Genomic DNA, 25,665 nt, shown 5'->3' with positions numbered 1-25,665 from the left:
TAATGAATTATTTCAAAATAGCGTGGCGGAACTTGAAGCAAAACAAGTTCTATAGTATAATACATATTAGTGGTTTGGCCATAGGTCTTGCTGCAGCCATAATGGTTTTAGCATGGGTACAGAGCGAAAAAAGTTTTGATACGTTTCATAAGGATTATAAAGATATTTATGTATTCAATGCACAATTCAATATAAATGGAGAAAATAGGGTTTGGGGAGGTGTGCCAGGGCCATTAGCGGTTTATTCAAAATCAATTAGCGAAGTTGGTAAACTTGTTCGGATAAACAGTGAATCGAACCAAACCATATCCGATATAGACCGTGATAAAATATTGGGAGGGCTTACTGTAGCAGCAGTTGATAATGGGTTTTTCTCCTTGTTTGACTTTAATGTAATTGAAGGACAAAGAAATCATTTGTTCCCCGATGTTAATTCGGTAGTCATTACCAAAAGTATGGCAAACAAGTTTTTTGGTGATCATAATGTTTTAGGCAAAACCTTGAAATATCGTAATGAGAATTTTACAGTGACTGGTGTATTGGAGGATTTTCCTGAAAATTCATCTCTTCAATATGATGCCATTTTTCCAATGGCTTTGTATTCAAAAGAATTTAAGGCAGGAGGAGGAAATGGCGATTGGAAAACCATTGATGAAGATTTAGGTAATTATTCGTTTCAAACATTTGTAAAACTTCACGCAAATGCTGATGCTAATAAGGTTGCTAATAAGTTCACCAAAAGGTACATGGATGTACGAAATAATGACCCTGCCAGTAAGGTTGAATTCAAGTTGCAGAATTTGGCCGATATGCATTTAATAACGCCAGATGGCAATAAAAGTGCTTACAGAATGGTGCAGGTATTTTTGTTGGTTGCTATATTGTTGTTGGCTATTGCCAGTATCAATTATATAAACCTATCTACTGCGCGCTCATTGACAAGGGCTAAAGAAGTTGGGGTACGTAAAGTTGTTGGAGCCAATAAAAAACAACTGTTTTTCCAGTTTATTATAGAAACAATAGTGCTATTCTCCATTGCCTTAATTATTGCATTGGTTTTGGTGTTTCTTCTTAAACCTTTTTACAATAGTGTTTCTGGCAGACATTTAGAAACGTCTTTTGGAAATACATCTATCTGGAGCACCATTGGATTTGCCTTATTGGGTATGCTAATGGCAGTGAGTATTTATCCTGCCATGGTATTGTCTGCATTTAAACCGTTGCCCTCTTTAAAAGGAAAGATTGCATCGGGTGTGGGAATTGTTGCTTTACGAAAAGCATTAGTGGTTTTTCAATTTGCAGTCTCTGTCATTTTAATTGTTGGCACTTTGGTAATAAGTAGCCAAATGAAGCATATCCGAAAAATGGATTTAGGGTATGATAAAGATTATGTCTTTTCGGTTTCCTTTCCCATTGAAGCTGCAAAGAATGCCAATGCTATAAAAAGTGAACTGGAAAAGGAGCCAAGTATCCAAATGGTTTCAGCTACGGGTATAGGGGATATGTCCCAACTGGATTCTGAAACCAGTGATTTGGAATGGTCGGGACAAATACAAGGCCAGAACCTTTTAATTGCTCAAGCTTCCATAGATAATAATTTTATTCCCACCATGAAGATGCAACTGGTGGAAGGAGCTAATTTTTCAGGTTTACCTTCAGATAAAACGAGTTATATAGTTAATGAGACTGCTGTAAAAGAAATGGGACTCAATGAGCCTATTGTAGGTCAAAAAATAAAGTTTCACAACAACGAAGGCACCATTATTGGGGTGGTGAAGGATTTTAATTTCAAATCACTTAGAGACCCGATTTCACCGTTGCTTTTTAATTCAAATTGGGGTACCCAATGGGGCTGGGGACAGAATATATTTTATGTGCGTACCACAGCTGGGGAAGCACAAAAAACAATAGCGGCGGTGAAAAAACAGTATGATAAAATTGCTACTGATATTCCGTTTAGTTACCAGTTTGTGGATAAACAATTTGAAGCGAAATACGAAGCAGATACCAAAACAGGTAATTTATTTAACTTTTTTGCGGCACTTACCATTTTTATTTCTTGTTTGGGGTTGCTGGGGCTAACTACCTATACAGCAAGGGTAAGAATTAAAGAAATTGGGGTGCGTAAGGTGTTAGGTGCAAGCGTAAACAACTTGGTAAAGTTGTTGGTTAAAGATTTTATTTTCTTGGTCATTCTGGCCATACTTATTGCGTCTCCTATAGCATGGTGGCTTATGGATTCATGGCTGTCCAGTTATGCCTATAGAATTCAAGTGTCTTGGCAAATATTACTGTTGGCAGGTTGTTCAGCTGTAGTAATAGCTTTGTTAACGGTAAGTTTTCAAGCCATTAAAGCCGCTATAGCAAACCCCATAAAAAGTTTAAGAACAGAATAAATCATCATCAATCAAAAAAACATCAAATCATGATCAAGAATTATTTTAAAATAGCGTGGCGGAATTTATGGAAGAACAAGGTTTTTTCTTCTATTAATATTGTAGGACTAGCTATAGGTATGGCAAGTACTATACTCATTATGCTATGGATTCAAAATGAAGTGAGCCATGACCGATTCCATAAAAATCTGGAACGTATTTATACATTAAATAATCGCGATACTTTTAATGGAGAATTATGGGTGTGGAATACGACACCAAAAATTTTGGCACCAACCTTAAAAGAAGAATTTCCAGAAGTAGAGGAATTTACAAGGGTTAATTCTAGCCCATTCTTATTTGCTGTTGGAGATATGCGTATCGATGTGGAAGGTAAATTTGTAGACCCTGGTTTTTTAAAATTATTTAGTTTTCCTTTTAAGGAAGGCAATATAAATACTGCACTTAATGAAACTTATAACATCGTTATTACAGAAAGTCTTGCCAAAAAACTTTTTGGTAATGATGAAGCTATGGGTAAAGTTATAAAAATAGTCGGTCGGGACAATTTCACAGTAACGGGTGTTGTAAAGGATTTGCCTAATAATACCAGTTTAGATTTTGAGTTTCTTTTGCCATGGAGTTATATGAAAGTACTTGGTTGGGACGATGAGTGGTGGGGAAATAATTCTATTAAAAGTTTTGTGATGCTCAAACCAGGTGTGAAACAAGATGTATTCGACTCAAAAATAAAAAATGTTACCAAAGAGCACTCAAAGAATACAGGTGATCTATCAACAATAGAAGTATTTACACAGCCCTTAAAAGATACTTGGCTATATTCAAAATCCGAAAATGGAAAATATGTAGGAAGCAGGATTGAAACTGTAAAATTGTTTGCTATAGTCGCTGTGTTTATTCTTTTAATAGCATGTATCAACTTTATGAATTTGAGTACTGCCAGAAGCGAAAAAAGGGCTCGTGAAGTAGGGATACGCAAGGTAGTAGGAGCTAGAAGAGAGAGTTTAATGTTTCAATTTATTAGTGAAAGCATCATTCTATCATTCTTAGCTTTTGTAATTGCCATTGGTATTGTGGAATTGAGTCTGCCAGGTTTTAATAGATTGGTAGCAAAAGACTTATTTGTAGACTACGGTCATGTGGTTTATTGGTTAGTTGCTTTATTATTTATTTTGTTTACAGGGATATTAGCGGGTAGTTATCCAGCATTTTATTTGTCTGCATTTAAACCCATAAAAGTGCTTAAGCAAACTTTTAAGTCGGGTAATACCTTGGTAACACCTCGAAAAGTACTGGTGGTATTGCAATTTACTTTTGCCATAGCTTTAATCATTTGTACGGTTACCATTAAAAAACAAATAGAGCACGCGCAGTCCAGAGATTCAGGATATAATAAAGATAATCTGGTTTATATGCATATAGTGGGAGACATAGATAAACATTACAGTGTCATAAGAAATGAATTGCTAAATAGTGGTGCCGCTATTTCCGTTACTAAATCTATGAGTCCAATAACGACCCGTTATAGTGATGGTTGGGGTTGGGAATGGGATGGCAGCAATGAAGGGGATTCTAAAACAGATTTTGTAAGAATGGCCTCCGATGCCGATTTTGTTAAAACCATGGGTGCCAATTTAGTTGCAGGAAGGGATATTGACATTTATAAATATTCTACAGATTCTACGGCCATGGTACTTAATGAAACAGCGGTAAAAATAATGCGGTTGGAACACCCTATAGGTGCTTCGGTTCGTGCTGATGGCGAAACATGGCGAGTTGTGGGGGTTATCAAAGATTTTATTTATGAATCTCCCTATGATAAAGTACAACAATTGGCTATAATGGGACCCAAATCTTGGTTTGGTGTTCTACACTTAAAATTGAATCCAGCCAATGCCATCTCAAAAAATATAGGATTAGCAGAGGCTATTTTCAAAAAATATAATCCAGAATTCCCATTTGATTTTGAATTTGTAGATACGGACTATGCTTTGAAATTTCAAGAAGAAAAACGTATTGGTACACTGGCAGGTCTGTTTTCAGCATTAACCATTTTTATTTCATGTCTTGGTTTATTTGGGTTGGCATCCTATATGGCAGAGAATAGAATAAAGGAAATTGGTGTTCGCAAGGTTTTAGGAGCATCTGTAGCCAATATAACAACCTTATTGTCTTTAGACTTTTTAAAATTAGTAGTTATTTCATTATTAATAGCCTCTCCTATTGCATGGTGGGCTATGGAAAATTGGCTTCAAAAATACACGTATCGTATAGATATGGAATGGTGGGTTTTTGCATTAGCAGGAGGGGTATCGATTTTAGTATCCATGATTACCGTAAGCTATCAATCCATACGGGCAGCTATAGCAAACCCCGTGAAAAGTTTAAGAACGGAATAAAGATCATTATCAATCTATAAAACTTCAAAATATGTTTAAAAATTATTTCAAAATAGCGTGGCGAAATATATTAAGAAGTAAAGGGTATGCCTTTATAAATATTTTGGGTCTCAGTTTAGGGTTAGCCTGTGCCATGCTTATCATGCTCTATGTAAAAGATGAGGTGAGTTACGATAAGTTTCATAGCAATGTTGATGATATTTATCGGGTTGTTAGTGAATATTCCTCAGGGATGTTACAAGGTAAAAACCCAAATACAGGCTACTTACAAGGGCCTTATTTTTCTGAAAACACACCAGAAATCAATGAATTTGTTCGCATTCAGGGTGCTTCAAAGGACTTTAAATTGGGAACCGATGTTGTTCCAGAACAACCACTAAATGTAGATCCTAACTTTTTTTCCATGTTTTCGTTTCCTGTGCTTTATGGTAATCCAGAAACCTGTTTGCAACAACCTAAATCGGTTGTGATTTCTGAAGATCTGGCCATTAAATATTTTGGAAAAACTTCGGTGGTTGGAGAAACTTTAATGGTTAAAGAAGGAGAGGATTTTGAACCTTATGCTGTTACGGCTGTCACCAAACGCTGTCCCCAAAACTCCTCCATTAAGTTCGATATATTGTTGCCAATGACTGTTCCAGAAGGAACATTGGCAAATAATGAAAATTGGTTCAGCATTTTTTTGAATACGTTTGTTTCGGTGAAACCCAATGTTAAGGTAGAGTCGGTAAATAATACAATTCAAAACATATTTGTTTCTCAGGCAAAGGAAACAGCCAATATGTTTGCCGAAAAATATGGGGATAAAAATTTTGCCATATTGCCTACATACTCTTTACAACCATTTACAGATATGCATTTGAATAAAGAATTGCCAGCTCAAAATGGACTTAGGGATGGTAGTAACCCCATGTATTCTTATATTTTATCAGCCATAGCCTTGTTTGTATTGCTTATAGCTTGTATTAATTTTGTGAATCTCACAGTGGCAAGGTCGGTAAGACGCTCCAAGGAAATTGGGATTCGTAAAGTGGTTGGAGGCGATAGAAAACAATTAATTGTTCAGTTTTTGGGAGAGTCCTTTTTGCTTTGCTTTATGGCTTTCGCTTTGGCTGTACTTTTGGTGCAGTTAATTTTACCCGTTTTTAATGATCTTTCCAACAAAGTACTGGCCATTTCCTATTTATTTGATACGAAATTACTTTTGGGATTTGTTACGTTGTTTATTGTTACAACTTTATTGGCTGGCTTTTATCCAGCCTTGATCTTGTCTAAATATAAACCCGTAGATACGCTCTATAGTCGATTTGTATTAAAGGGGAAAAATTATTTGCAAAAATCCTTAGTAGTACTACAATTTACATTGGCGTCTTTTTTAATTGTGGGCACGTTTGTTATTTACAAACAGTTCAGTTTTTTAACCAATTATGATTTAGGGTACGACGATTCAAACATTGTTGAAGTACAAAAATATGGCATGACTACAGATCAATTTAGTTTGTTCAAATCTAAATTAATGTCTAACCCTAATATTGTGGAAGTAGCTGGCAAAAATGCCGGTTATATGGGTACTTCAGGTGTAGTAAATGGTGATGAACGTTTTGGCTTTGCTTATGAAAATGTGAGTGAATCCTATATACCTACTTTGAATATAAATGTTGTTTCAGGCAGAAATTTTTCTTCGTTATATGCTTCAGATGCAGCTCATTCTGCATTAGTTAATGAGTCATTCGTAAAAAAGGCAGGATGGCAAAACCCTTTAGGACAAATTGTAAAACTTGGTACAGGGGAGGATGGTAAATATACGGTAATAGGTGTTGTGAAGGACTATCATTTTTCTTCCTTAAACCAATTGATTCAACCTCAATTGTTCACCATGCATCCAGACAATAGTTTTGGGAAAGCACTTATTAAAATTAAGCCGGGAAACGTATCAGAAACTTTAAGTTTTATAGAATCAGCTTTTAAAGAAACATTCCCATTAACACCTTACAATCATACATTTATGGACGAGGTTAATAAAAGAAATTATCAAGCCGAGGCCAAATGGAAACAAATAGTGCTTTTTGGAGCGGTACTTACCATTTTTATTTCTTGTATAGGTTTGTTTGGTTTAACAGTATTGTCTGTTGAAAAACGTGCCAAAGAAATTGGTATCCGCAAAGTGTTGGGCGCTTCGGTAAATAATATATTGGGTATTGTTTCCAGAGACTTTATAAAATTGGTTTCCATTGCTTTGGTTATTGCTATGCCATTGGGGTGGTTAGTTGCTAATAAATGGCTTGAGAGTTATCCTTATCGTATTATGTTTGGTTGGCAAATTTTTGTTAGTGTTATGGTACTTGTCATTTTAGTGGCTTTGTTAACGGTAAGTTTTCAAGCACTTAAAGTAGCCCTTGCCAATCCTGTAAAAAGTTTGAGAACAGAATAATATCATCAATCAAAAAAACATCAAAATCATGATTAAGAATTATTTCAAAATAGCGTGGCGGAATTTATGGAAGCATAAGGTGTATTCTTTCATCAACATATTTGGTTTGTCCATTGGTATGGCCGTTGCCGTGATGATTGGACTTTGGGTACATGATGAGTTAAGCTTCAACGACTACTTTTCTAACAAAAAAGGTATAGCACAAGTATATCAATCCTTAACGTATAATGGGGAAAATCTAACTTATAACGCACTTCCAAGACCTTTAGAAATGGAACTTAGAAATAAGTATAATGATAATTTTAAGCATATTGTCATGTCCTCCTGGAATACCGCGGGTTACCTTGAGTATAAAGACATAAAAATATCCAGTTCTGGTAGTTTTATCCAAGAAGGTGCTATTGATATGCTGAATTTAAAAATTGTAAAAGGTGTTAGAAATGGATTGGCTGAGTTAAATTCTATTATGTTATCGGCATCCACTGCTAAAGCAATATTTGGTGATACTGATCCTATTGGGAAAACAATTAAATTAAATAGTGAACATGATATGCAGGTAACAGCTGTTTATGAAGATATACCAAAAAACAATTCGTTTCACGATTTGAACTATATGACGCCATGGAAATTGTATGTGAATTCAGCAGAATGGATTAAAAATGCAGCCGATCAATGGGGTAATGGGTCTTTTCAAATGTTTGTTCAAATAGCTGATAATACGACTATGGAACAGGTTGATAAAACTATTAGACTAGCAAAAATGAATGCCGCCCCTGATGACCAAAAAGCATATAATCCTAAAATTTTATTATTGCCTATGAACGATTGGTATTTACGTTCCAATTTTGAAAATGGAGTACAATCTGGCGGGCGTATAGAATATGTTTGGTTGTTTGGCATTGTGGGTGTGTTTGTGCTCTTATTGGCATGCATAAATTTTATGAATTTATCTACAGCAAGATCTGAAAAAAGAGCTAAAGAGGTGGGGATTAGAAAATCTATTGGTTCCAATAGGTCTCAGCTTATACGCCAATTTTTAGGCGAGTCTCTTTTTACAGTAAGTGTTGCCTATATAGCTGCTTTAATTTTAGTAATGATTTCTCTTAAAGGGTTCAATACATTAGCAAGTAAAGAAATTATATTGCCTTGGACTAATAGTCAGTTTTGGATGTTATCTCTAGGTTTTATATTGTTCACATCTCTACTTTCAGGGAGTTACCCAGCTTTGTATTTATCATCATTTAATCCAGTGAAAGTACTTAAAGGAACTTTTAAGGCAGGGAAGCTAGCTGCTTTGCCAAGAAAAGTTTTGGTTGTTACCCAGTTTACGGTTTCAATAATATTAATCATTGGAACTATTCTGGTAATGAAACAAATACAATACACTAAAAATAGACCGGTTGGTTACAATAAAGAAGGACTCATTCAAATACCTACAAATAGTCCAGATTTTTATGGAAAAACAGATTTTATGCGGAATGAATTTATAACTTCTGGAGCGGTGGTTAACATGGCGACTTCAAGTAGTCCTTTAACAGATGTTTGGTCTAATAATGGGGGCTATACATGGGAAGGAAAACCGATTGGGTTTCAGGATGATTTTGCCTTTATTATGGTGTCTCCAGAATACGCTAAAACCTTAGGATTAGCATTTGTTGAAGGTAGAGATTTTTCAATAAAATTTCCAACAGATTCAAGTGCAGTCATTTTAAATAAAACGGCTGTAGAGTATATGGGACTAAAAAATCCAATTGGAAAATTAATGAGGGATTCTAATGAAGATGATCCAGATCCACCTCTAAAAATTATAGGCGTTGTAGAAGATATGGTGATGCAGTCGCCTTACGAGCCATCAAAACAAACCTTGTATGTTATTGATAAATATCAGGCTTCTAGTTATTATAATTTAAGGATGAACCCTGACAGAAGTGTTAGTACTAATTTAGAAACTATAGAAAAGGTGTTTAAAAAGAATTTCCCTGGTTTACCTTTTGAGTATGAATTTATAGATGCACAATATGCCCAAAAATTTGCCTCGGAAGAACGTGTGGCTAGTTTAGCAAGTGTATTTACTGCATTAGCCATCTTGATTAGTTGTTTGGGCTTATTTGGTCTGGCGTCTTTTGTGGCAGAGCAACGTACCAAAGAAATTGGTGTTAGAAAAGTACTAGGTGCGTCCATACTAAATCTATGGAAGTTATTATCTAAAGATTTTTTAGTATTGGTGGTTATTTCAATAGCTATCGCATCGCCATTAGCCTATTATTTTATGAATCAATGGATTCAAAAGTTCACTTACAGAACCGATATCTCTTGGTGGATTTTCTTATTGGCTGGGGCAGGCGCTATTAGTATCACCATCATCACCATCAGTTTTCAGTCTATTAAAGCGGCAACAGCTAATCCTATAAAAAGTTTAAGAACCGAATAAAAATAAAAATTATGCTAAGGAATTATTTTAAAATAGCGTGGCGGAATTTATGGAAGCATAAAGTCCTTAGTGTGATTAATATTGGTGGTCTTGCGGTTGGTATGGCGGTAGCACTAATTATTGGCCTTTGGATTTATAGTGAGTTGTCGTTTAATAAGAATCATGATAATTATGATAGGATCGCTCAAGTCATGCATCATCAAACACTTAATGGCGTTACTGATACATGGGAATCTGTTGCTACAATTATGAGTGAGGGTTTACGAAACAAATTTGGTAGTGATTTTAAATATACGGCACAAGGCACATGGAATTCGGAACAAAACTTAGATTTTGAAGGTAAGATATTTGTTAATAAGGGAAGTTATTTTGAACCCGAAATTGCAGAAATGCTTAGTCTTAATATGGTTAGAGGTTCACGAAATGGTTTAAAAGAAATGAATTCAATCTTATTATCTCAATCGGTTTCAGAAATTATTTTTGGAAATCAAGACCCCATGGGGAAAACTTTAAGGTTAAATGATGAAAATGATGTTAAGGTTACAGGCGTTTATAAAGATTTACCAAAGAGTTCTTCATTTAAAGAGCTAGGATTTATTTTACCATGGGCTTTATATGTAAGTCAAAATTGGTATGTTAAAGAACTATTGGAAAGTTCGAATCCTTGGTTTGCAGGAGGAAATACACGAACCTATGTACAACTTTCTGAAAACACCAATATTGATAAAGTGTCTTCTAAAATTGAAAATATAATAATAGATAATGGTACAGAAGATGTTAAAAGAGATTACAATCCAAAAGTTTTTTTACATCCCATGTCTAAATGGCATTTGTATAGTGAGTTTGAAAATGGAGTGAATGTTGGTGGCCGCATCGATGATGTATGGTTATTTGGTATTATTGGTTTTTTTGTATTGCTTTTAGCTTGTATTAATTTTATAAACTTGAGTACGGCGCGTTCAGAGAAAAGAGCTAAAGAAGTAGGAGTACGCAAAGCTATAGGCTCTAATAGATATCAATTAATAAGTCAATTTTTTAGTGAATCTATTTTAGTGTCTATCATTGCGTTTATTTTTTCTACCTTATTAGTATTCCTAATGCTGCCTTATTTTAATAGCATTATGAATTCTCATATTACTATGCCTTGGAGCAATTTAATATTTTGGGTTTTTGGAATCTTTTACAGTTTATTTATAGGCACTTTAGCTGGTTTATATCCAGCACTTTATTTATCTTCTTTTAAAGTTGTTGAGGTGCTAAAAGGGGTTTTTAAAACAGGACAAAAGGCATTACTGCCTAGACAAGTATTAGTGGTATCTCAATTTACAGTTTCCATTATATTAATTATTGGAACCATTGTGGTGTTTCAGCAAATAAAACATGCAGAAAACAGACCCATGGGTTATGATAAAAATGCATTGATTACTGTTTCAACTACGAAAGAAACACATCGAGATATAGAAGCTATCAGGGAAACATTAATTAATAATGGAGCAATCATAGACATTGCAGAATCTCAGAATTTAATAACTAATGAATGGATGATTTTTGGTGGTTTTGATTGGGATGGAAAAGATTCTAATTTGATGGGGAATTTTCATATTGGAAGTGTTAATTATAATTATGGTAAAACAATTGGTTGGAAGGTAAAAGACGGGCGTGATTTTTCAAAAAGATTTGGAGCCGATTCAATTCAACTTATTTTAAATGAATCAGCTGTTGCTTTTATGGGTTTAAAAGACCCTGTTGGTAAAAAATTAAGAAACCCAGGTGAACCAACATCAGTTATTACAATTGTAGGTGTTGTTGAAGATATATTGATCGAATCTCCTTATGAACCAGTGAAACCATACATTTTTGCTAACACAAAAGCAGATGATCAATTAAATGAATTTCTTATAAAGTTAAACCCAGAAAAAAGTGTAAAGGAATCTTTAGCTAAAATAGAGTCGGTATTTAAAAAATATAATCCATCACGACCTTTTGAACCGAAGTTTGTAGACGAAGCTTATGCTAAAAAATTTGGTAATGAAAAACGCATGAGTCAGTTGGTAACACTTTTATCGATACTTGCCATTTTTATTTCATGTTTGGGTTTGTTTGGTTTGGCATCCTATATGGCAGAACAACGAACAAAGGAGATTGGTATAAGAAAAGTACTTGGTGCGTCTATAATGACGCTTTGGAAAATGTTATCAAGAGAATTTATTTGGTTGGTTTTTGTGTCTTGCTTTATAGCCATACCCATCGCTTATTATTTTATGGATAAGTGGTTACATAATTATTCATACCATACAAACTTATCATGGTGGATATTTTGTATGGCAGGTGTTGGAGCATTATTAGTCACATTACTTGTAGTTAGTTTTCAGTCTATTAAAGCGGCAACAGCTAATCCTATAAAAAGTTTAAGAACCGAATAAAAATAAAAATTATGTTATTAGAACTAAAAAATATTTATAAATGGGTAAACTCTGGTGGAAGACGGTTTTATCTTTTAAAAGATGCACATTTACAAGTTGAAGAAGGTGAGTTTATCTCTATTATGGGACCATCAGGTTCGGGAAAATCAACATTACTAAATGTTATTGGTATGTTAGATGATTTTAATGAAGGTGAGTATAACTTTCTTGATGAACCAGTACATCAACTTAAAGAAAAACATAAAGCCAATTTGTATAAAGAGTATATAGGCTTTGTGTTTCAAGCCTATCACTTAATTGATGAATTGACGGTTTATGAAAACATAGAAACACCTCTTTTGTACAAAAAAATAAGTGGCTCGGAAAGAAAAGCCTTGGTAGCCGATATGTTGGATAGGTTCAATATTGTTGGAAAAAAAGACTTGTTCCCTAGTCAGTTAAGTGGTGGGCAGCAACAATTGGTGGGTATTGCCAGAGCTTTGATTACCAAACCCAAACTTATTTTGGCGGATGAACCTACGGGGAATTTAAACTCCAAGCAAGGTGAAGAGATTATGGAATTATTTAAACAGTTAAATGAAGAAGGTGTTACTATCATTCAAGTAACGCATTCAGAGAAAAATGCAGAATATGGTTCCAGAATCATCAATTTATTAGATGGAACTGTTATCGAAAAATAAATATAAAATGAAAATAATACAGATACTTATACTAGGTGTTTTTTTATCCATTTTTAAGGGTTACTCGCAAGAAACCTATACCCTTGAAAAGTGTTTGGAGATTGCTTTTGAAAATAATTTTGACTTAAAAGGTGTCAAATTAAAAGCAGAATCTTCTAAAGTGAATTTAAACCAATCTTGGGGTAATATTATGCCTAATGTGAACGGAAATTATAATCTTGGGATTAATAATGGACGAAGCATAGATCCTTTTACAAATGGTTATATCAATCAACAATTAACATTTTCCAATGCGGGATTAAGTGCAGGTCTTCCCATTTTCAATGGTTTTAAGCTTAAAAATAGCATCAAACAAAGCTACCTAAACTTAAAGGCTTCTGAAATGGAAGTGGAAGAAGCAAAGCAGAATTTGACAGTAAATATTACTTTGGCATATTTACAAGTACTCAATATGCGTGATTTGCTTGAACTTAATAAAGCACGATTAGAAGTAACCCAGAAACAAGTCGATAGATTAAGTTCTTTTTATAAAGAAGGAGAAGGTAATCCTGCTGATTATACCGATATGAAAGGGCAATTGGCAAATGATGAAATAGCTGTTATTGGTTCTAAAAATAATTTGAAAGTTGGTATAAACAGTTTATTTCAGTTGTTAGGTTTGGAATCGGATTTTAATGCCTCATTTGAAGACATAGACCCTTTAAGAGATTTTATAATGTATCCCATGAATGATGTTGAAATATATAATGAAGCTTTACAAAATCTAGCGACATTTAAGGCTAAAGAATTGAGGCAAGATGCTGCTAAAAGTGCTGTGAGTGTTGCAAAAGCCAATTTTACTCCAGAAATATCACTTTTTGGTCAACTTAACACCAACTATTCGAGTGCGGCACAATTATTCACCGAAACAGGGTCAACTATTGAGAATACTGGAAATTTTGTAAACATTGGTGGGCAACAGTATGATGTGATGACCAATAAAACCCAATATCAAGCTTCTGATATTAGCTACAATGATCAGTTTGATAATAATTTAAGCACATCGTATGGGGTGTCTGTATATATTCCGTTATTCAATGGTTTTAGAGCAAAAAATAATGTGAAACTTAGAAAAATCGAATTAGAAGAGTCTCAAATCGAACTTGAGAATACAAAATTCCAGTACAAACAATCCATTGAATTGGGTTACTCTAATATGGAAGCTGCTTTTAATAAATATGAAGCTTTACAACAACAGGTTGAATCCTTTGAAGAATCTTTTAGAGTTAATGAAATCAGATTTAATAATGGCGTTTCTAACGTTATTGAATATATTATTAGCAAAAACAATCTTGATACGGCCAGGCAGAATCTATCTATGGCGCATTACGAATATTTGTTAAGAACGAAGGTGCTAGATTACTATCGAGGAAGTTTTTAATCTTAGATTAAAAACTGATTTTATGAACTAAGAAATAAAAAAAGCCTTAACCAATTGAAAAAAATCGTTAAGGTTTTTTTTAACGGAGGTAAAAGAGGAACTATCCATGATCATATTTCTATATATTTTAAGGGTATTTACTAAGAATAATAATTGTCTAGGCACTGAATTACACATCTCTTATTATTTATGTATCTAAGCTGCGCCCATTTGCTAAAACTTATAGCGTAAAAAATAGGTTTATTATAAAGAACAACCCCTATTCATGTTAAGTTTGTCTGTATTTGCTTCAACTATAAATTCATTAATCAATGTAAAATGATGATTCTTAATTGATTATTAAAGACTTTTCTGAATCACTAGCCAAGTACTTTTCTTTTAAAAACTTTATTCTTTTTTAATAGATATATTCTGAAGCCTGTGATAAACAATACCAATGGCACCATGCCAGAAATAAAAACCATGATCCTCCCATAAACACCAGCAATTTCCCCGATGTGAATAGGGTAGAACTGTGCTGCTATACGATTACTATTAGAATCAAATTTAAAATCGGATAAGGTTCTTATTTCTCCTTTTTTATTGATCTCCACTTCTTTTGTTTTTCGATAACCCGCTTGTATCCAACGGTTCTTTATGTATCTTAATCGATAATTATCCGTTTTGTCTTTTGGGAAATAAATAGCACGTAAAACATAATCTTCATTGGAGTCCAATAAGGTTTCATATAAGGCTGACGATCCTTTAATATGGGTTCTGTTCAGAATGTTTGAATTCCTATTTGGGCCATCAAAAATTCCCAAACCCTTTTTATAGTATGTATTATAAGTAAAATAGGAACCCGTAAAAGCCAAGATGATTAGCGGAATAAAAAAATAGATTCCGAATGCTTTGTGTAAATCGAAGTTGAACTTTCTTTTTTTTGCCTTCCATTTTACTTTAAATCCTTTTTTCAAGCTAAGGGCATAAGCTTTCCACCAAATATAAACGCCAGAAGTTATTAGGATTAGAAATAATAGGATGCACTGGTTCCTAAAATGTACTTACCTATTTTGGGAATTCCCAAAGTACGATGTAGATTTAGTAGGCTATCAAAAAATAAAATAGATACCGATTTTTCACCCAAAGACTCATGAGTTATAGGATGATAGTAATTTGTTTTTCCATTTTTAAATTGAATCGCTATGGTCTGTTGCTCACGATAGGGGAGAAAAATTTTATTTATACTATCCTTGTGGGCTTCCATTAAAGATACGGCAGATTTTAAAATAGTTGCGTCTTTATTATTTTCTACATTTTCAATTTTTAATAATCTAGGATTAAGGACTGCTGTTATTTCTGGTTGCCAAACATATAGTGAGCCTGTAATCCCTGAAAAAGAGACAATAAGGCCACAAGTAAGCCCAATCCAAAGATGGATTTTCCGTATTATTTTATTAAAAGATAGCATTTGTTATAGTGTGAAAACTAAAAACCAATGCTGGCAAATATACCGGCATTGATTCTATTAATGATCATCTTGACTTTTTCTTTTTCTAAAAAATGGTTAAAATAGTTCAATATTAAAAATTATAATGAATACTTAATTGGGCATTGGTGCCTTCACCAGCACCCGTAAAATCTCTTAAAGGTGCGGCCCATTGTGATCTAGCTGGAAGGTAATATTCATTCAATAGGTTATTAACGGCCAAGGAAACGGACATATTGGATTGTAATTTGTAAGCTATGGAAAAATTAAGCAAGGTGTATCCCGTAACAGGAAATTGTGTATGCCTATAGGTGTAAGTATTGTTTGCATCCAAATACGGATCAAATCGTTTTCTGTTCCCTAAGTTAGTCATTCGTAAAGAAGTATTGATTTTTTTTGTAGGATTCCAAGTAATATAGGCAGTCCATTTAGGAGCAGCAATAACGTCACCCCCTAAATAGGTTAAGGTATTTTCATTTGTAGCACTATGGGTAACACCTTCCACATAAGAATACGAAGTTCCTACTTGTAATTTATTGTTATAGGTAACATAATCAATAGCAACTTCACCTCCATAAATGTCCTGTGGTTGTTTGGACGGTACAAAAGAATTGATGTTTTCATCAAAAACAACACCTGTTCCCAGGTTGGAGGTACTGTAATAACCTACTGCCTCTAATTTAAAATTATGGAACTTCGACAAAAACCCGAACTCATAATTTTTAGTCACAGCAGGTTCCAATTGAATGTCATTTATGTTATCGGCAGTGGCAGAACGTAAAACAGAACCTAAATCGGCGATAGAAAATCCTTGTGAATAGCTTATAAAAGGAATAAATTCTTGATGTTCTATATAACGTAGTCCAATATTGAAAGCTAAATTGTCAAATCCAATTTTACCACCTTGAACGGCAACCGAAGGATTATAATTTCCGTCCCCTAAAGGAGAATAAGGCAATGTGTTGTAATCTGCAATATCGATATTCATATCATCGTACCGTAATCCTGCTTTAACAACCCATATGTCGTCAAACTTTAAAGTGGATTGTAAATAAGGTGCCCAACTCAACATTTCAGTATTCGGTACCCATAATCTACCATCCAAAAGACCTTGGTTTGTTTTGTCCTTAAGTAAATCAATCCCGTACGTTAAAGAAACATCAATAGACGTATTGATATTAAAGCTTGTGTTGAAATTAGGTCTAACACCATACTTTTCAGCATTGATAACAGATTGTCCGCCATTTTCAAATTTATCGGAATAAAAGAAAATGTTTTCTGTATTTTGATAATAAAGATCCGTCGTAAAATCTGTAGTGCCAGAAAAAATATGGTTTAGGTTATATTTCAGTTGGCCATTTATAAGTGTTGTTCCTGTTGGTTCTTGCCCATCAACAGACCCTTTAACACCATAGCCTGCAGTTAGCGAATAATCCCCTTGCTCGTTAAACACCTCAAATTCTGCTGGAACAGGAACATAAGGTGTGTCTTGGGCAGATTTGTATAAATCCCCAGATAAGATAATTTTTTGATTATCAGATATTTGATATTCTATTTTCGCTAATGAACTGTAGATGTTTGTGTTGTCCAGTCCGTAAGTTGGAAGAATGACAACTCCGTCGGCATCATATTTAGTGCCAGTTTCCTCATAACTTCCACTTATATAGTAATTAAATTTATCCAAATTACCATTTAAGGATTGATACACTCCAAAACCCATGGCATCTTTTGTTTTTGCCAAGTTAGCAGTTCCCCAAACATTCGTGGATCCTTCGATGTTTTTAGTGGCATTTGGTTTTTTGGTAATGTAGTTTATAAAGCCCCCATTTCCTCCATTACCAAAAATGGATGTTGCGCCTTTAATGACCTCGACCCTACTGATATCATTTGGACTTATGGATTTTATTCCCAATTGCCCATTTCTTAATGGTGTAGATTGTGGAATTCCATCGACCATTACCAAAAGAGAACGTCCACGTAATGTTTGTCCCCAGTTGGAAAATGTGCCTGTTGATACCGCCAATCCAGGAACAGTAAATTCTAATATCTCGCTAATGTTTGTTGTAGAATTTGATAACTCTTTTAGCTTAGCTTCATTAACAACAGTTACAGAAGCAGGAATTTCAGAAAGGAATTCCGAACGTCTACTTGCCGAAACTACAACTTCATTCAGACTGTTTAAATCTTCTTTTAGTATCGTTGAAGATGAAATTGTACCATCTTGTGTGAATGATAAATTTTCACTTTGGGTTTGGTATCCCAACATTCTAAAGGTTACTTTCCAAGTGCCTTCTTCAATATTGGGCAATTCATAAGTCCCTTCAATGTCGGTTGTTGTGCCTTGCTTTAGTTCCTCAATGTAAACAGTAACTCCAAATAGGGGTTGATTTTTTTCATCAGTTATTTTCCCCTTTAACATGGATTGTGAAAAAGCACAAAATGTTAATAGAAAAGCTGTCGTTAGTGTAATAATTTTCATTTATATTTATTTAGACTTATTTTAAATAACGATGCAAATATATTTTCTATTTTAAGAAAAACAAAGATTATTGTAGAAAAAATATTGGGTATTAATTAGCTGGATTTCTATTATTAGATAGTTTTACCATAGCTCAAGTTTATAGAGAATTAATGGTTAATAAGTTATGATAAATATTATAGCTCAAACAACAGATAATGTAGCCATGTTAAATACTACCAACATCTGATGTGAGATAAACTTTAGCTTGATTAATTTTATAATTAAAGCGATTTTCAAAACCTTTAATCCTGTTTTTATGGATATCCATTTGTTTTTGATAGGCTTCAATATTTATTAACTCCCAATAGTAAAAACAAAAACCTTTCTATTTTACTGTCAACATTTCTACGTAATATAGAAAAAGCTTTAGAAATGTGAGCTTCAACACATTTAACAGAAACATTTAAATACTCAGCAATTTCTATATTACTAAGGCCTTCTTGTTTACTTAATAAAAATGTTCTCTTACATTTAGGGGGTAGATTTTCAATCTCCCGTCTTATTAGAGTCAATAGTTTTTCTATTGACTCTAAGTCTTCCTCTTCAACAACCTGACTTAAAGCTTCAATATATTTTTTGTCTAAAGGAACAACAGATTTTAAATTTCTATTTTGGTTGAGAAATTCGTTGTAAACAGATTTGTATAAATAACTTTTAACATCAAAGTCGTCTTTAAGTTTTAAGTGTATTCTCCAAATATTAATAAATACGTTTTGAACAACATCTTTAGCTAAATCACGATCATTTGTCAGCCCATAAGCATAGTTACATAACATGTTATGATAAGTGTCTACTAAAAAAGAATATGCATTAGAATCTCCTTTTTTAAGATTATGTATTAGTTCAATATTATTCATACAACAATAAAAACAGCATTGTGATATTGTCAATAATTATTAATAATAGTTACGAAAATATAAAAAAGTTATAAAAAAGTTAGGGTTCTGTGAAATTATTGTGTTTTAGTAATATATCAGACCAAAAATGATTTCTCAAAAGATACAAAGAATAATAATTCAATACCTTAATAAACAAGCTACTCTTTTGGAAAGAGAAGAACTAGAATTATGGCTTAAAAATCATAATAATTATGAGTTATTCAAAGGTTACGTTAAAATTAACTTCCTAATTGATTTAGATATGGATATGTTTGATGTTGATGATTCAAAAAAACAGTTGCTTGAGTTGATTGATAAAGAAAAGAAAGAATATAGACTGCGTAAGTATGTTAATGTATTTAAGTATGCAGCGGTAGTAATTATTTTTTTAGGAATAGGATATTTATATCAATTAGGATGTTTTACTAAAACCCCTGAAGTTATTATTCCTTCGGATAGCATCACACTTAAGTTGGAAAATGGAAATGTAGAGGTTCTTAGTGAAGATGGAACATCACAGATATTAGATGCCAATGGTAGTGTGGTTGGAAGCCAAAAAGGGAAACAACTAGTCTATGATAACGATAATGTTATGGAAAAATTAGTCTACAATACATTAACCGTACCTTATGGAAAACGTTTTGAAGTGAAACTATCTGATGGAACTAAAGTATATTTAAATGCAGGAACCTCCTTAAAATATCCTGTTAAATTTATTGGTGGTAACAAGAGGCAGGTATTTCTAACGGGAGAGGCCTTTTTTGATGTCGCTCATGATGTAACTCATCCATTTATTGTTAATATGGAAAACCTAAATGTTGAAGTGTTAGGTACTGAATTTAATGTCTCTGCTTATTCTGAAGATTTAACAACAGATGTTGTTTTAATTAAAGGATCGGTTAATTTATATACTAATGGCAAAACGTTAAATGAAGGTTTAAGAATAGAACCAGGAATAAAGGGTGCTCTTAATAGGAAATTAGGAAGTATTACTTCCGAAGCGGTAGATACTTCAATTTACACCTCATGGATGGAAGGTGATTTGGTGTTTAGAAATATGTCATTTGAAAATATTGTTAAAAAACTGGAACGGTATTATAATATGAAAATAATAATTGTTAACAAGCAACTAAATAATGAGATTTTTAATGCCACTTTTAAAGATGAACCTCCTATTCAGGATGTTCTAAACTCTTTTGGTAAAAGCTATGGTATAAGTCATACTATAAAAGACAATGCGATATTTATTAATTAAACCAATAAAACTAAACTATATGAAAGAAAAAAACTATTAAAATCCACTAACAAAGAATTACTTAAAACGTTATAATAAATAAAAACCGGAAGATGCTGTCACATGTCCCGGTAGGGTTATACGTGATTAACCAAAAAATCAGTCATTCACTATTTTAACATTTCAAAAATATGAAAAAACTTCATGATAGTAAAGGTAGTTACCTATCTTTTATCAAATTTGATTTAAAAATGAAACTAACTGTTCTTTTAACATTTGCGTCTTTTTTAAGCATGTTTGCAAATGCCGGATATTCGCAATCTATTACTTTAGATGTTAAGAATATGTCCGTACAGAAGGTAATTGATAAAATTGAGGTAACCTCAAAATACACATTTGTGTATAACACAAAATTTGTTGATTTAAAACATAAAGTATCAATAAAAGTGAAAAATGCCCCAATTTCGGAAGTATTAGACCAATTATTTGAAGGAACTAACACTTCCTACCAAATTATGGATACTGAAATCTTTTTAAATGGGAGAAAACTTGTTGAAAACGATTTAAATAAGCAATTATCCATCGAAATAAATCAGGGACATCAAATAAGAGGTACAGTAAAAGATGCTAATGGTCAAGCTTTACCTGGAGCAAATATTATAGAAAAAGGAACAACAAATGGAACCAATACGGATTTTGATGGTAATTTCTCTTTAACGATTTCAAATCCAAATAAGATAATTGTTGTTTCTTTTTTAGGTTTTGTTACTCAGGAAATTGCGGTTAATGGTAAAACGGATATAAATTTGGTTTTACAGGAAGATAATGCAAAACTTGATGAAGTCGTTGTTGTAGGATATGGTCAAAAAGCCAAAGGGGCAATTACTGGAGCTATATCTTCAGCAGGTAGCGAAGTTTTTGAAAACAGACCTGTTAATAATTCTTTTGAAGCGTTGCAAGGACAATTACCAGGGGTTACAATTACCAGGGCTAGTGGCCAACCTGGTAACCAAGGGTATTCTTTACAAATTAGAGGGTATTCTTCTATAAATGGTAATGTACCCTTAGTCTTAATAGATGGTGTCCCAGGAGATTTAAATTCTATTAACCCTAATGATATTGATAAAGTAACTGTTTTAAAAGATGCTTCGGCAGCAATATATGGTGCACGAGCGGCTGACGGCGCTATATTGGTCACAACCAAAAAAGGTAAAATAGGAAAGCCTCAAATAACATACTCAGCTAATTTTGGATATAAAACACCGACCTATTTGAGAAAAGTTATGGGTACTCTTCACTTTGCTGAATTTTTAGATGAAGGACTTAGAAATGCTGGAGTAGAGGGATTTCCTGATTCTGTTTTTGAAAAAATTAGACAAAATTCCCCACCAGATTTGGAACAAGGATGGAATTATGGAGTTACTAATTATCCAGGTTTTTATGGTGATACTAATTGGAATGATGTCATATACAAAAATTCAATTCAACAAACTCACAATTTGTCAATAATGGGAGGAGGAGAATCTAACAATTACCTATTGTCATTGGGATACATAAAAGATGATGGTGTCGTGAAGTTCGGTGATAATCATTCAGATAAATATTATTTAAGGCTTAATTACGATTTTAAATTACTGGATAAATTAAATATTCAAACTAGAACTAATTTTGAAAATAATATAACAAAAGAACCTACACAATTAGGAACTGCATTAACAGATGTGCCTCGTCAATTTCCGTACGCACCAGTTTATAACTTAAAAGGAGAGTTTTATGGATACCAAGGATATGGAAATCCTGCACAATGGTTAGCAGAGGGGGGACAGAGAACCAAAAACTACTCAAGATTTACAACTAATTTTGAACTAAATTATGAAATTCTAAAAGGTTTAAAACTTACAGGACAAGCTGCTTTTGAGTTTGGGTTTTATAATGAAAATGCTGCCACCAGAACAATAGTTAGACATAATTATGTTGGAGAAGTTCAGAATATTTTGAATTCAACAAATTCTGCTTATTATACCAGTCAAAAAACCTTAAAAAAGATATATCAAGGATATCTTAACTATGATAAAGATATAGATGAAAACAACAAAATATCTTTAACCTTAGGAACTTCTTTGGAACAACAAAAAAATGAAGGAGAATCTATTACTGGATATAATTTTCCAAGCAATGACATTTTTACACTTAATCTAGCTGACAAAACTAATGCGGCTTTTGCAGATTTTACTGGTTATGTTGATCAATCCGCTTTAAGCTCATATTTTGGAAGATTAAGTTATACATTTAAGAATAGATTATTTTTAGACGTTACAGCTCGTGCAGATGGAAGTTCAAAATTTGCACCTAGTAAGCGTTATAGCGAATTATTCCCATCTATAGGTTTAGCATATAATCTTTCAGAGGAAAAAATTATTAATGATCTCAATATCTTTGATCAACTTAAGTTACGGGGTACATGGGGAAAAACAGGGAATCAAGATATCGGATCTTTGGGCTTGTATGACTATATTCCGCTGATTTCAATTAAAGGAAACTACCCTATAGGCTCTCCAAATTCGGGCCTTCCTGGTGCTAGTTCAAGTACAACGTCAGCCGATAGAACATGGGAAACCATAATTAATAAAAATATTGGAATTGATGTAACTATGGCAAATTCCAAGCTATCTCTATCATTTGATTATTTTATCAAAACCAATGATAATATGCTGGTGAATATTACTGTGCCGGCTACTTATGGAGGAGATCCTCCATCTTCAAATCAAGGAAAGCTAGTCACCAAAGGTTTTGACGCAATTGTTAATTGGAAAGATAATATTAATGATTTTAAATATAGTATTTCACTTCAATTGAGTGATAGTAAGAACAAACTAGAGGAACTTAAAAACAGTGATAATTTTGGAGAGGGATTGAACTTTGCGAGACAAGGTTATTCTATATATTCATATTTTGGATATGTGTACGATGGAATTATAAAAACACAAGAACAGTTAGACCAATATAAACAATTAGAAAATATACCATCCAATCTTGGCATTGGAGATGTCATGTATAAAGATTTAGATGGTGATGGAAAATTAACTGCGTTTGGTAATAAATCTCAAGGGTTTGCTGGTGATATGGTGGATTTAGGAAGCCTACTACCTAGATATACTTTTTCTTCAACAATGAATTTTGATTATAAGAATTTTGATCTAAAATTTTTCTTACAAGGTGTTGGCAATAGAAAAGTCCAATATGAAGAAAGAATTAGCACACCAAATGAATTCTGGTGGCCATCTCTTGAATATTATTATAATAAAACTTGGAGTCCGGAAAGACCAAACGCAAGATACGCAAGATATATTCCCGGCGGTGTTGGACTAAGTGATATTAGAAATTATAATTACCACACATCTACTTTAACCGTTCATAATGTATCTTATTTAAGATTTAAAGTTATCACTTTGGGTTATACGTTTCCAAAATCTCTTTGCAAAAATTTAATGGTAGATAATCTTAGGGTCTATTTTAGTGGTCAAGATTTAATAACTATATCCAAAGGAACTTTGGGAGGTAATTTTGATCCTGAAGATGGTTATAGAAGAGAGGGCACCTATCCTTTTAGCAAAGTTTATTCTTTAGGTTTAAACGTAAATTTCTAAATTAAAATTATTATGAAAAATATAAATTATATCAATAAATTCAGAAGTGATAAAGTTCTTACTTCTAAAAGTATATTTATTTGTTCTTTTCTTCTTTTTTTGCTATTCAGCAGTTGTACTAAAGAATTGGATTTAGTTTCAGAAGATAATATAACGGATGCTACATTTTGGAAAACTGGGAAAGACTTTAAATTGGCTGCCAATAATCTTTATAACGGTTTAGACCGCTTTGGTTTTGAAGATACTGAATCCGATATTGCTTTTAATTTTCCCAATTCTGTAAGTAATGGAAGTTATCAGCTTTCTGAAACAAACTCACAATGGACAACGAGTTATAATTATATAAGAGATATTAATATAATATTAGCTAAAGGAGAAGGTTCTACTGATTCAGATGTTAAAAGATTTGTTGCTGAAGCTAAGTTTTTTAGAGCTTGGTATTATTGGAAACTTTTCAGGATTTTTGGTGGTGTACCACTCATAACTAAAGCATTAGATGCTACTGACCCAGATTTATATGCTCCAAGAGCAACTCGTCAAGAAACTGTAGATTTTATACTCAAAGATTTAGATGAGGCAGTAGTGGATTTACCCTTTAAAAGTGAATTAAATGCCAGTGATGTTGGTAGAATCACCAAAGGAACGGTACTTTCATTTGAAGCAAGAGTTTCATTATTTGAGGGTACTTGGGAAAAGTTTAGAAATATGGCAGATGCTGTTAAATATTTGGATAAAGCAATTCAAACGTCTAGTACTGTAATTAATAGTGGAGAGTATGGGTTATATATTGATAAAGGATCCAATAGCTATAGATACTTATTTCTTCAAAATGGAGACGATTCTAATGAAACTATTTTAGATAGACGTTATCAACGTAATGTTATTGGACATTCAACTCCGTATGATTATGATGGTAATGGATATAATCCAACAAGAACCTTAGCAGATTTATACCTTGATAAAAATGGGGTTCCTATTACAAATAATATGTCTGTTTTTCAAGGCTATGATACTTTTGATTCTGAATATATTGATCGTGATCCACGTATGACAATGACTATGATTGTTCCTGGAAAGGAAACTGTACGCGTGTTTTTTCCAGAGACACCAGTAGTCAATTGGCCTGATTTCCCTCAAAGAAACCCAAATACGGGATACATTTTATATAAATACATGTCTGAGGATCCTGAACTAAATAATTCAGGTCAGGAGGGAGATGCAAGTTTGTTTGATTATGATAGACATTTAATAAGATATGCCGAGGTATTATTGATTTATGCTGAAGCAACATTTGAAAAAAACGATGTTATTTCTGATAATGATTTGGATAAATCCATTAATGTAATTAGAGATCGTGTAAATATGCCACATCTTACAAATAGCTTTGTTACTTCAAACGGACTGGATATGAGAACAGAAATAAGAAGGGAAAGAACAGTCGAACTTGCCTTAGAAGGTTTTAGGTATGACGATCTTAGACGTTGGAAAACAGCTGAGAATATACTTCCTCAAGATATTAAAGGTATTAAAATAAAAGGGACTGAATGGGAAAATAGAGAGCCTTATAGTTTGCCATCCTTTCAAAGTAGAGCGGATGTTGATGGTTTCCTAATTTCAGAAACTAATAGGATTTTTGATCCTAACAAACATTATTTACAGCCATTGCCAACAAAAGAAATAGCTCTTTATGCAGAAAATGGGGCTACATTGGAACAAAATCCAGGATGGTAAAACTGG

The 25,665-nt window shown here is 33.2% G+C and carries 14 protein-coding genes; 10 read left to right on the top strand and 4 right to left on the bottom strand.

Going from position 1 to position 25,665, the window contains the following annotated elements:
* The first annotated feature begins 2 nt into the window (after positions 1-2).
* From DKT72_RS03285 to DKT72_RS03255, 7 genes are read left to right on the top strand one after another with little or no spacing between them, the layout of a single operon-like run.
* Entirely contained in the window at positions 3-2,396 is a 2,394-nt protein-coding gene (locus DKT72_RS03285; RefSeq protein ID WP_220628069.1) for an ABC transporter permease, read from the top strand.
* Positions 2,397-2,425: 29 nt separating this feature from the next.
* Positions 2,426-4,795: an ABC transporter permease gene (locus tag DKT72_RS03280; RefSeq protein WP_111307288.1), complete on the top strand. Its 2,370-nt coding sequence runs from the start codon at positions 2,426-2,428 to the stop codon at positions 4,793-4,795.
* A 31-nt stretch (positions 4,796-4,826) separates the two neighbouring features.
* Positions 4,827-7,226: an ABC transporter permease gene (locus DKT72_RS03275; RefSeq protein WP_111307287.1), complete on the top strand. Its 2,400-nt coding sequence runs from the start codon at positions 4,827-4,829 to the stop codon at positions 7,224-7,226.
* A 28-nt stretch (positions 7,227-7,254) separates the two neighbouring features.
* A complete protein-coding gene (locus DKT72_RS03270; protein WP_111307286.1) occupies positions 7,255-9,657 on the top strand; it encodes an ABC transporter permease in 2,403 nt (800 codons plus the stop codon).
* An 11-nt stretch (positions 9,658-9,668) separates the two neighbouring features.
* On the top strand, positions 9,669-12,080 hold the full coding sequence (locus DKT72_RS03265) for an ABC transporter permease (protein WP_111307285.1): 2,412 nt from the start codon (positions 9,669-9,671) through the stop codon (positions 12,078-12,080).
* Positions 12,081-12,091: 11 nt separating this feature from the next.
* The gene (locus DKT72_RS03260; RefSeq protein WP_111307284.1) at positions 12,092-12,760 is read left to right on the top strand and encodes an ABC transporter ATP-binding protein; all 669 of its coding nucleotides are present in this window, start codon (positions 12,092-12,094) and stop codon (positions 12,758-12,760) included.
* Positions 12,761-12,767: 7 nt separating this feature from the next.
* Positions 12,768-14,180, top strand: coding sequence for a TolC family protein (locus DKT72_RS03255; RefSeq protein WP_111307340.1), 1,413 nt, complete (start codon positions 12,768-12,770; stop codon positions 14,178-14,180).
* Between the two features lie 359 nt (positions 14,181-14,539).
* Here the strand turns inward: DKT72_RS03255 and DKT72_RS18600 are convergent, their stop codons facing one another.
* The 4 genes from DKT72_RS18600 to DKT72_RS03240 all read right to left on the bottom strand — a co-directional run bounded on the left by DKT72_RS18600 (position 14,540) and on the right by DKT72_RS03240 (position 19,026).
* On the bottom strand, positions 14,540-15,163 hold the full coding sequence (locus tag DKT72_RS18600; protein WP_262510065.1) for a PepSY-associated TM helix domain-containing protein: 624 nt from the start codon (positions 15,161-15,163) through the stop codon (positions 14,540-14,542).
* 23 nt (positions 15,164-15,186) lie between these two features.
* Positions 15,187-15,630: a PepSY-associated TM helix domain-containing protein gene (locus tag DKT72_RS18595; protein WP_262510064.1), complete on the bottom strand. Its 444-nt coding sequence runs from the start codon at positions 15,628-15,630 to the stop codon at positions 15,187-15,189.
* A gap of 112 nt (positions 15,631-15,742) precedes the next feature.
* Positions 15,743-18,127: a TonB-dependent receptor gene (locus tag DKT72_RS03245; RefSeq protein ID WP_111307283.1), complete on the bottom strand. Its 2,385-nt coding sequence runs from the start codon at positions 18,125-18,127 to the stop codon at positions 15,743-15,745.
* Positions 18,128-18,453: 326 nt separating this feature from the next.
* Positions 18,454-19,026 carry an RNA polymerase sigma factor gene (locus tag DKT72_RS03240; RefSeq protein WP_111307282.1) on the bottom strand — a complete coding sequence of 191 codons (573 nt, stop codon included), beginning with the start codon at positions 19,024-19,026 and terminating at the stop codon, positions 18,454-18,456.
* A 187-nt stretch (positions 19,027-19,213) separates the two neighbouring features.
* Between DKT72_RS03240 and DKT72_RS03235 the strand changes: the two genes are divergently transcribed.
* From DKT72_RS03235 to DKT72_RS03225, 3 genes are all read left to right on the top strand, one after another.
* The gene (locus tag DKT72_RS03235) at positions 19,214-20,302 is read left to right on the top strand and encodes a FecR family protein (RefSeq protein ID WP_162623227.1); all 1,089 of its coding nucleotides are present in this window, start codon (positions 19,214-19,216) and stop codon (positions 20,300-20,302) included.
* Between the two features lie 170 nt (positions 20,303-20,472).
* Positions 20,473-23,928 carry a TonB-dependent receptor gene (locus DKT72_RS03230; protein WP_111307280.1) on the top strand — a complete coding sequence of 1,152 codons (3,456 nt, stop codon included), beginning with the start codon at positions 20,473-20,475 and terminating at the stop codon, positions 23,926-23,928.
* Positions 23,929-23,940: 12 nt separating this feature from the next.
* Positions 23,941-25,659, top strand: a complete 1,719-nt coding sequence (locus tag DKT72_RS03225; protein ID WP_111307279.1) for a RagB/SusD family nutrient uptake outer membrane protein — start codon at positions 23,941-23,943, stop codon at positions 25,657-25,659.
* The last annotated feature ends 6 nt before the right edge of the window (positions 25,660-25,665 follow it).

The organism is Confluentibacter sediminis, from assembly GCF_003258355.1.
Taxonomy (GTDB): domain Bacteria; phylum Bacteroidota; class Bacteroidia; order Flavobacteriales; family Flavobacteriaceae; genus Confluentibacter; species Confluentibacter sediminis.
This window is presented reverse-complemented; position numbering and strand designations above follow the sequence as displayed.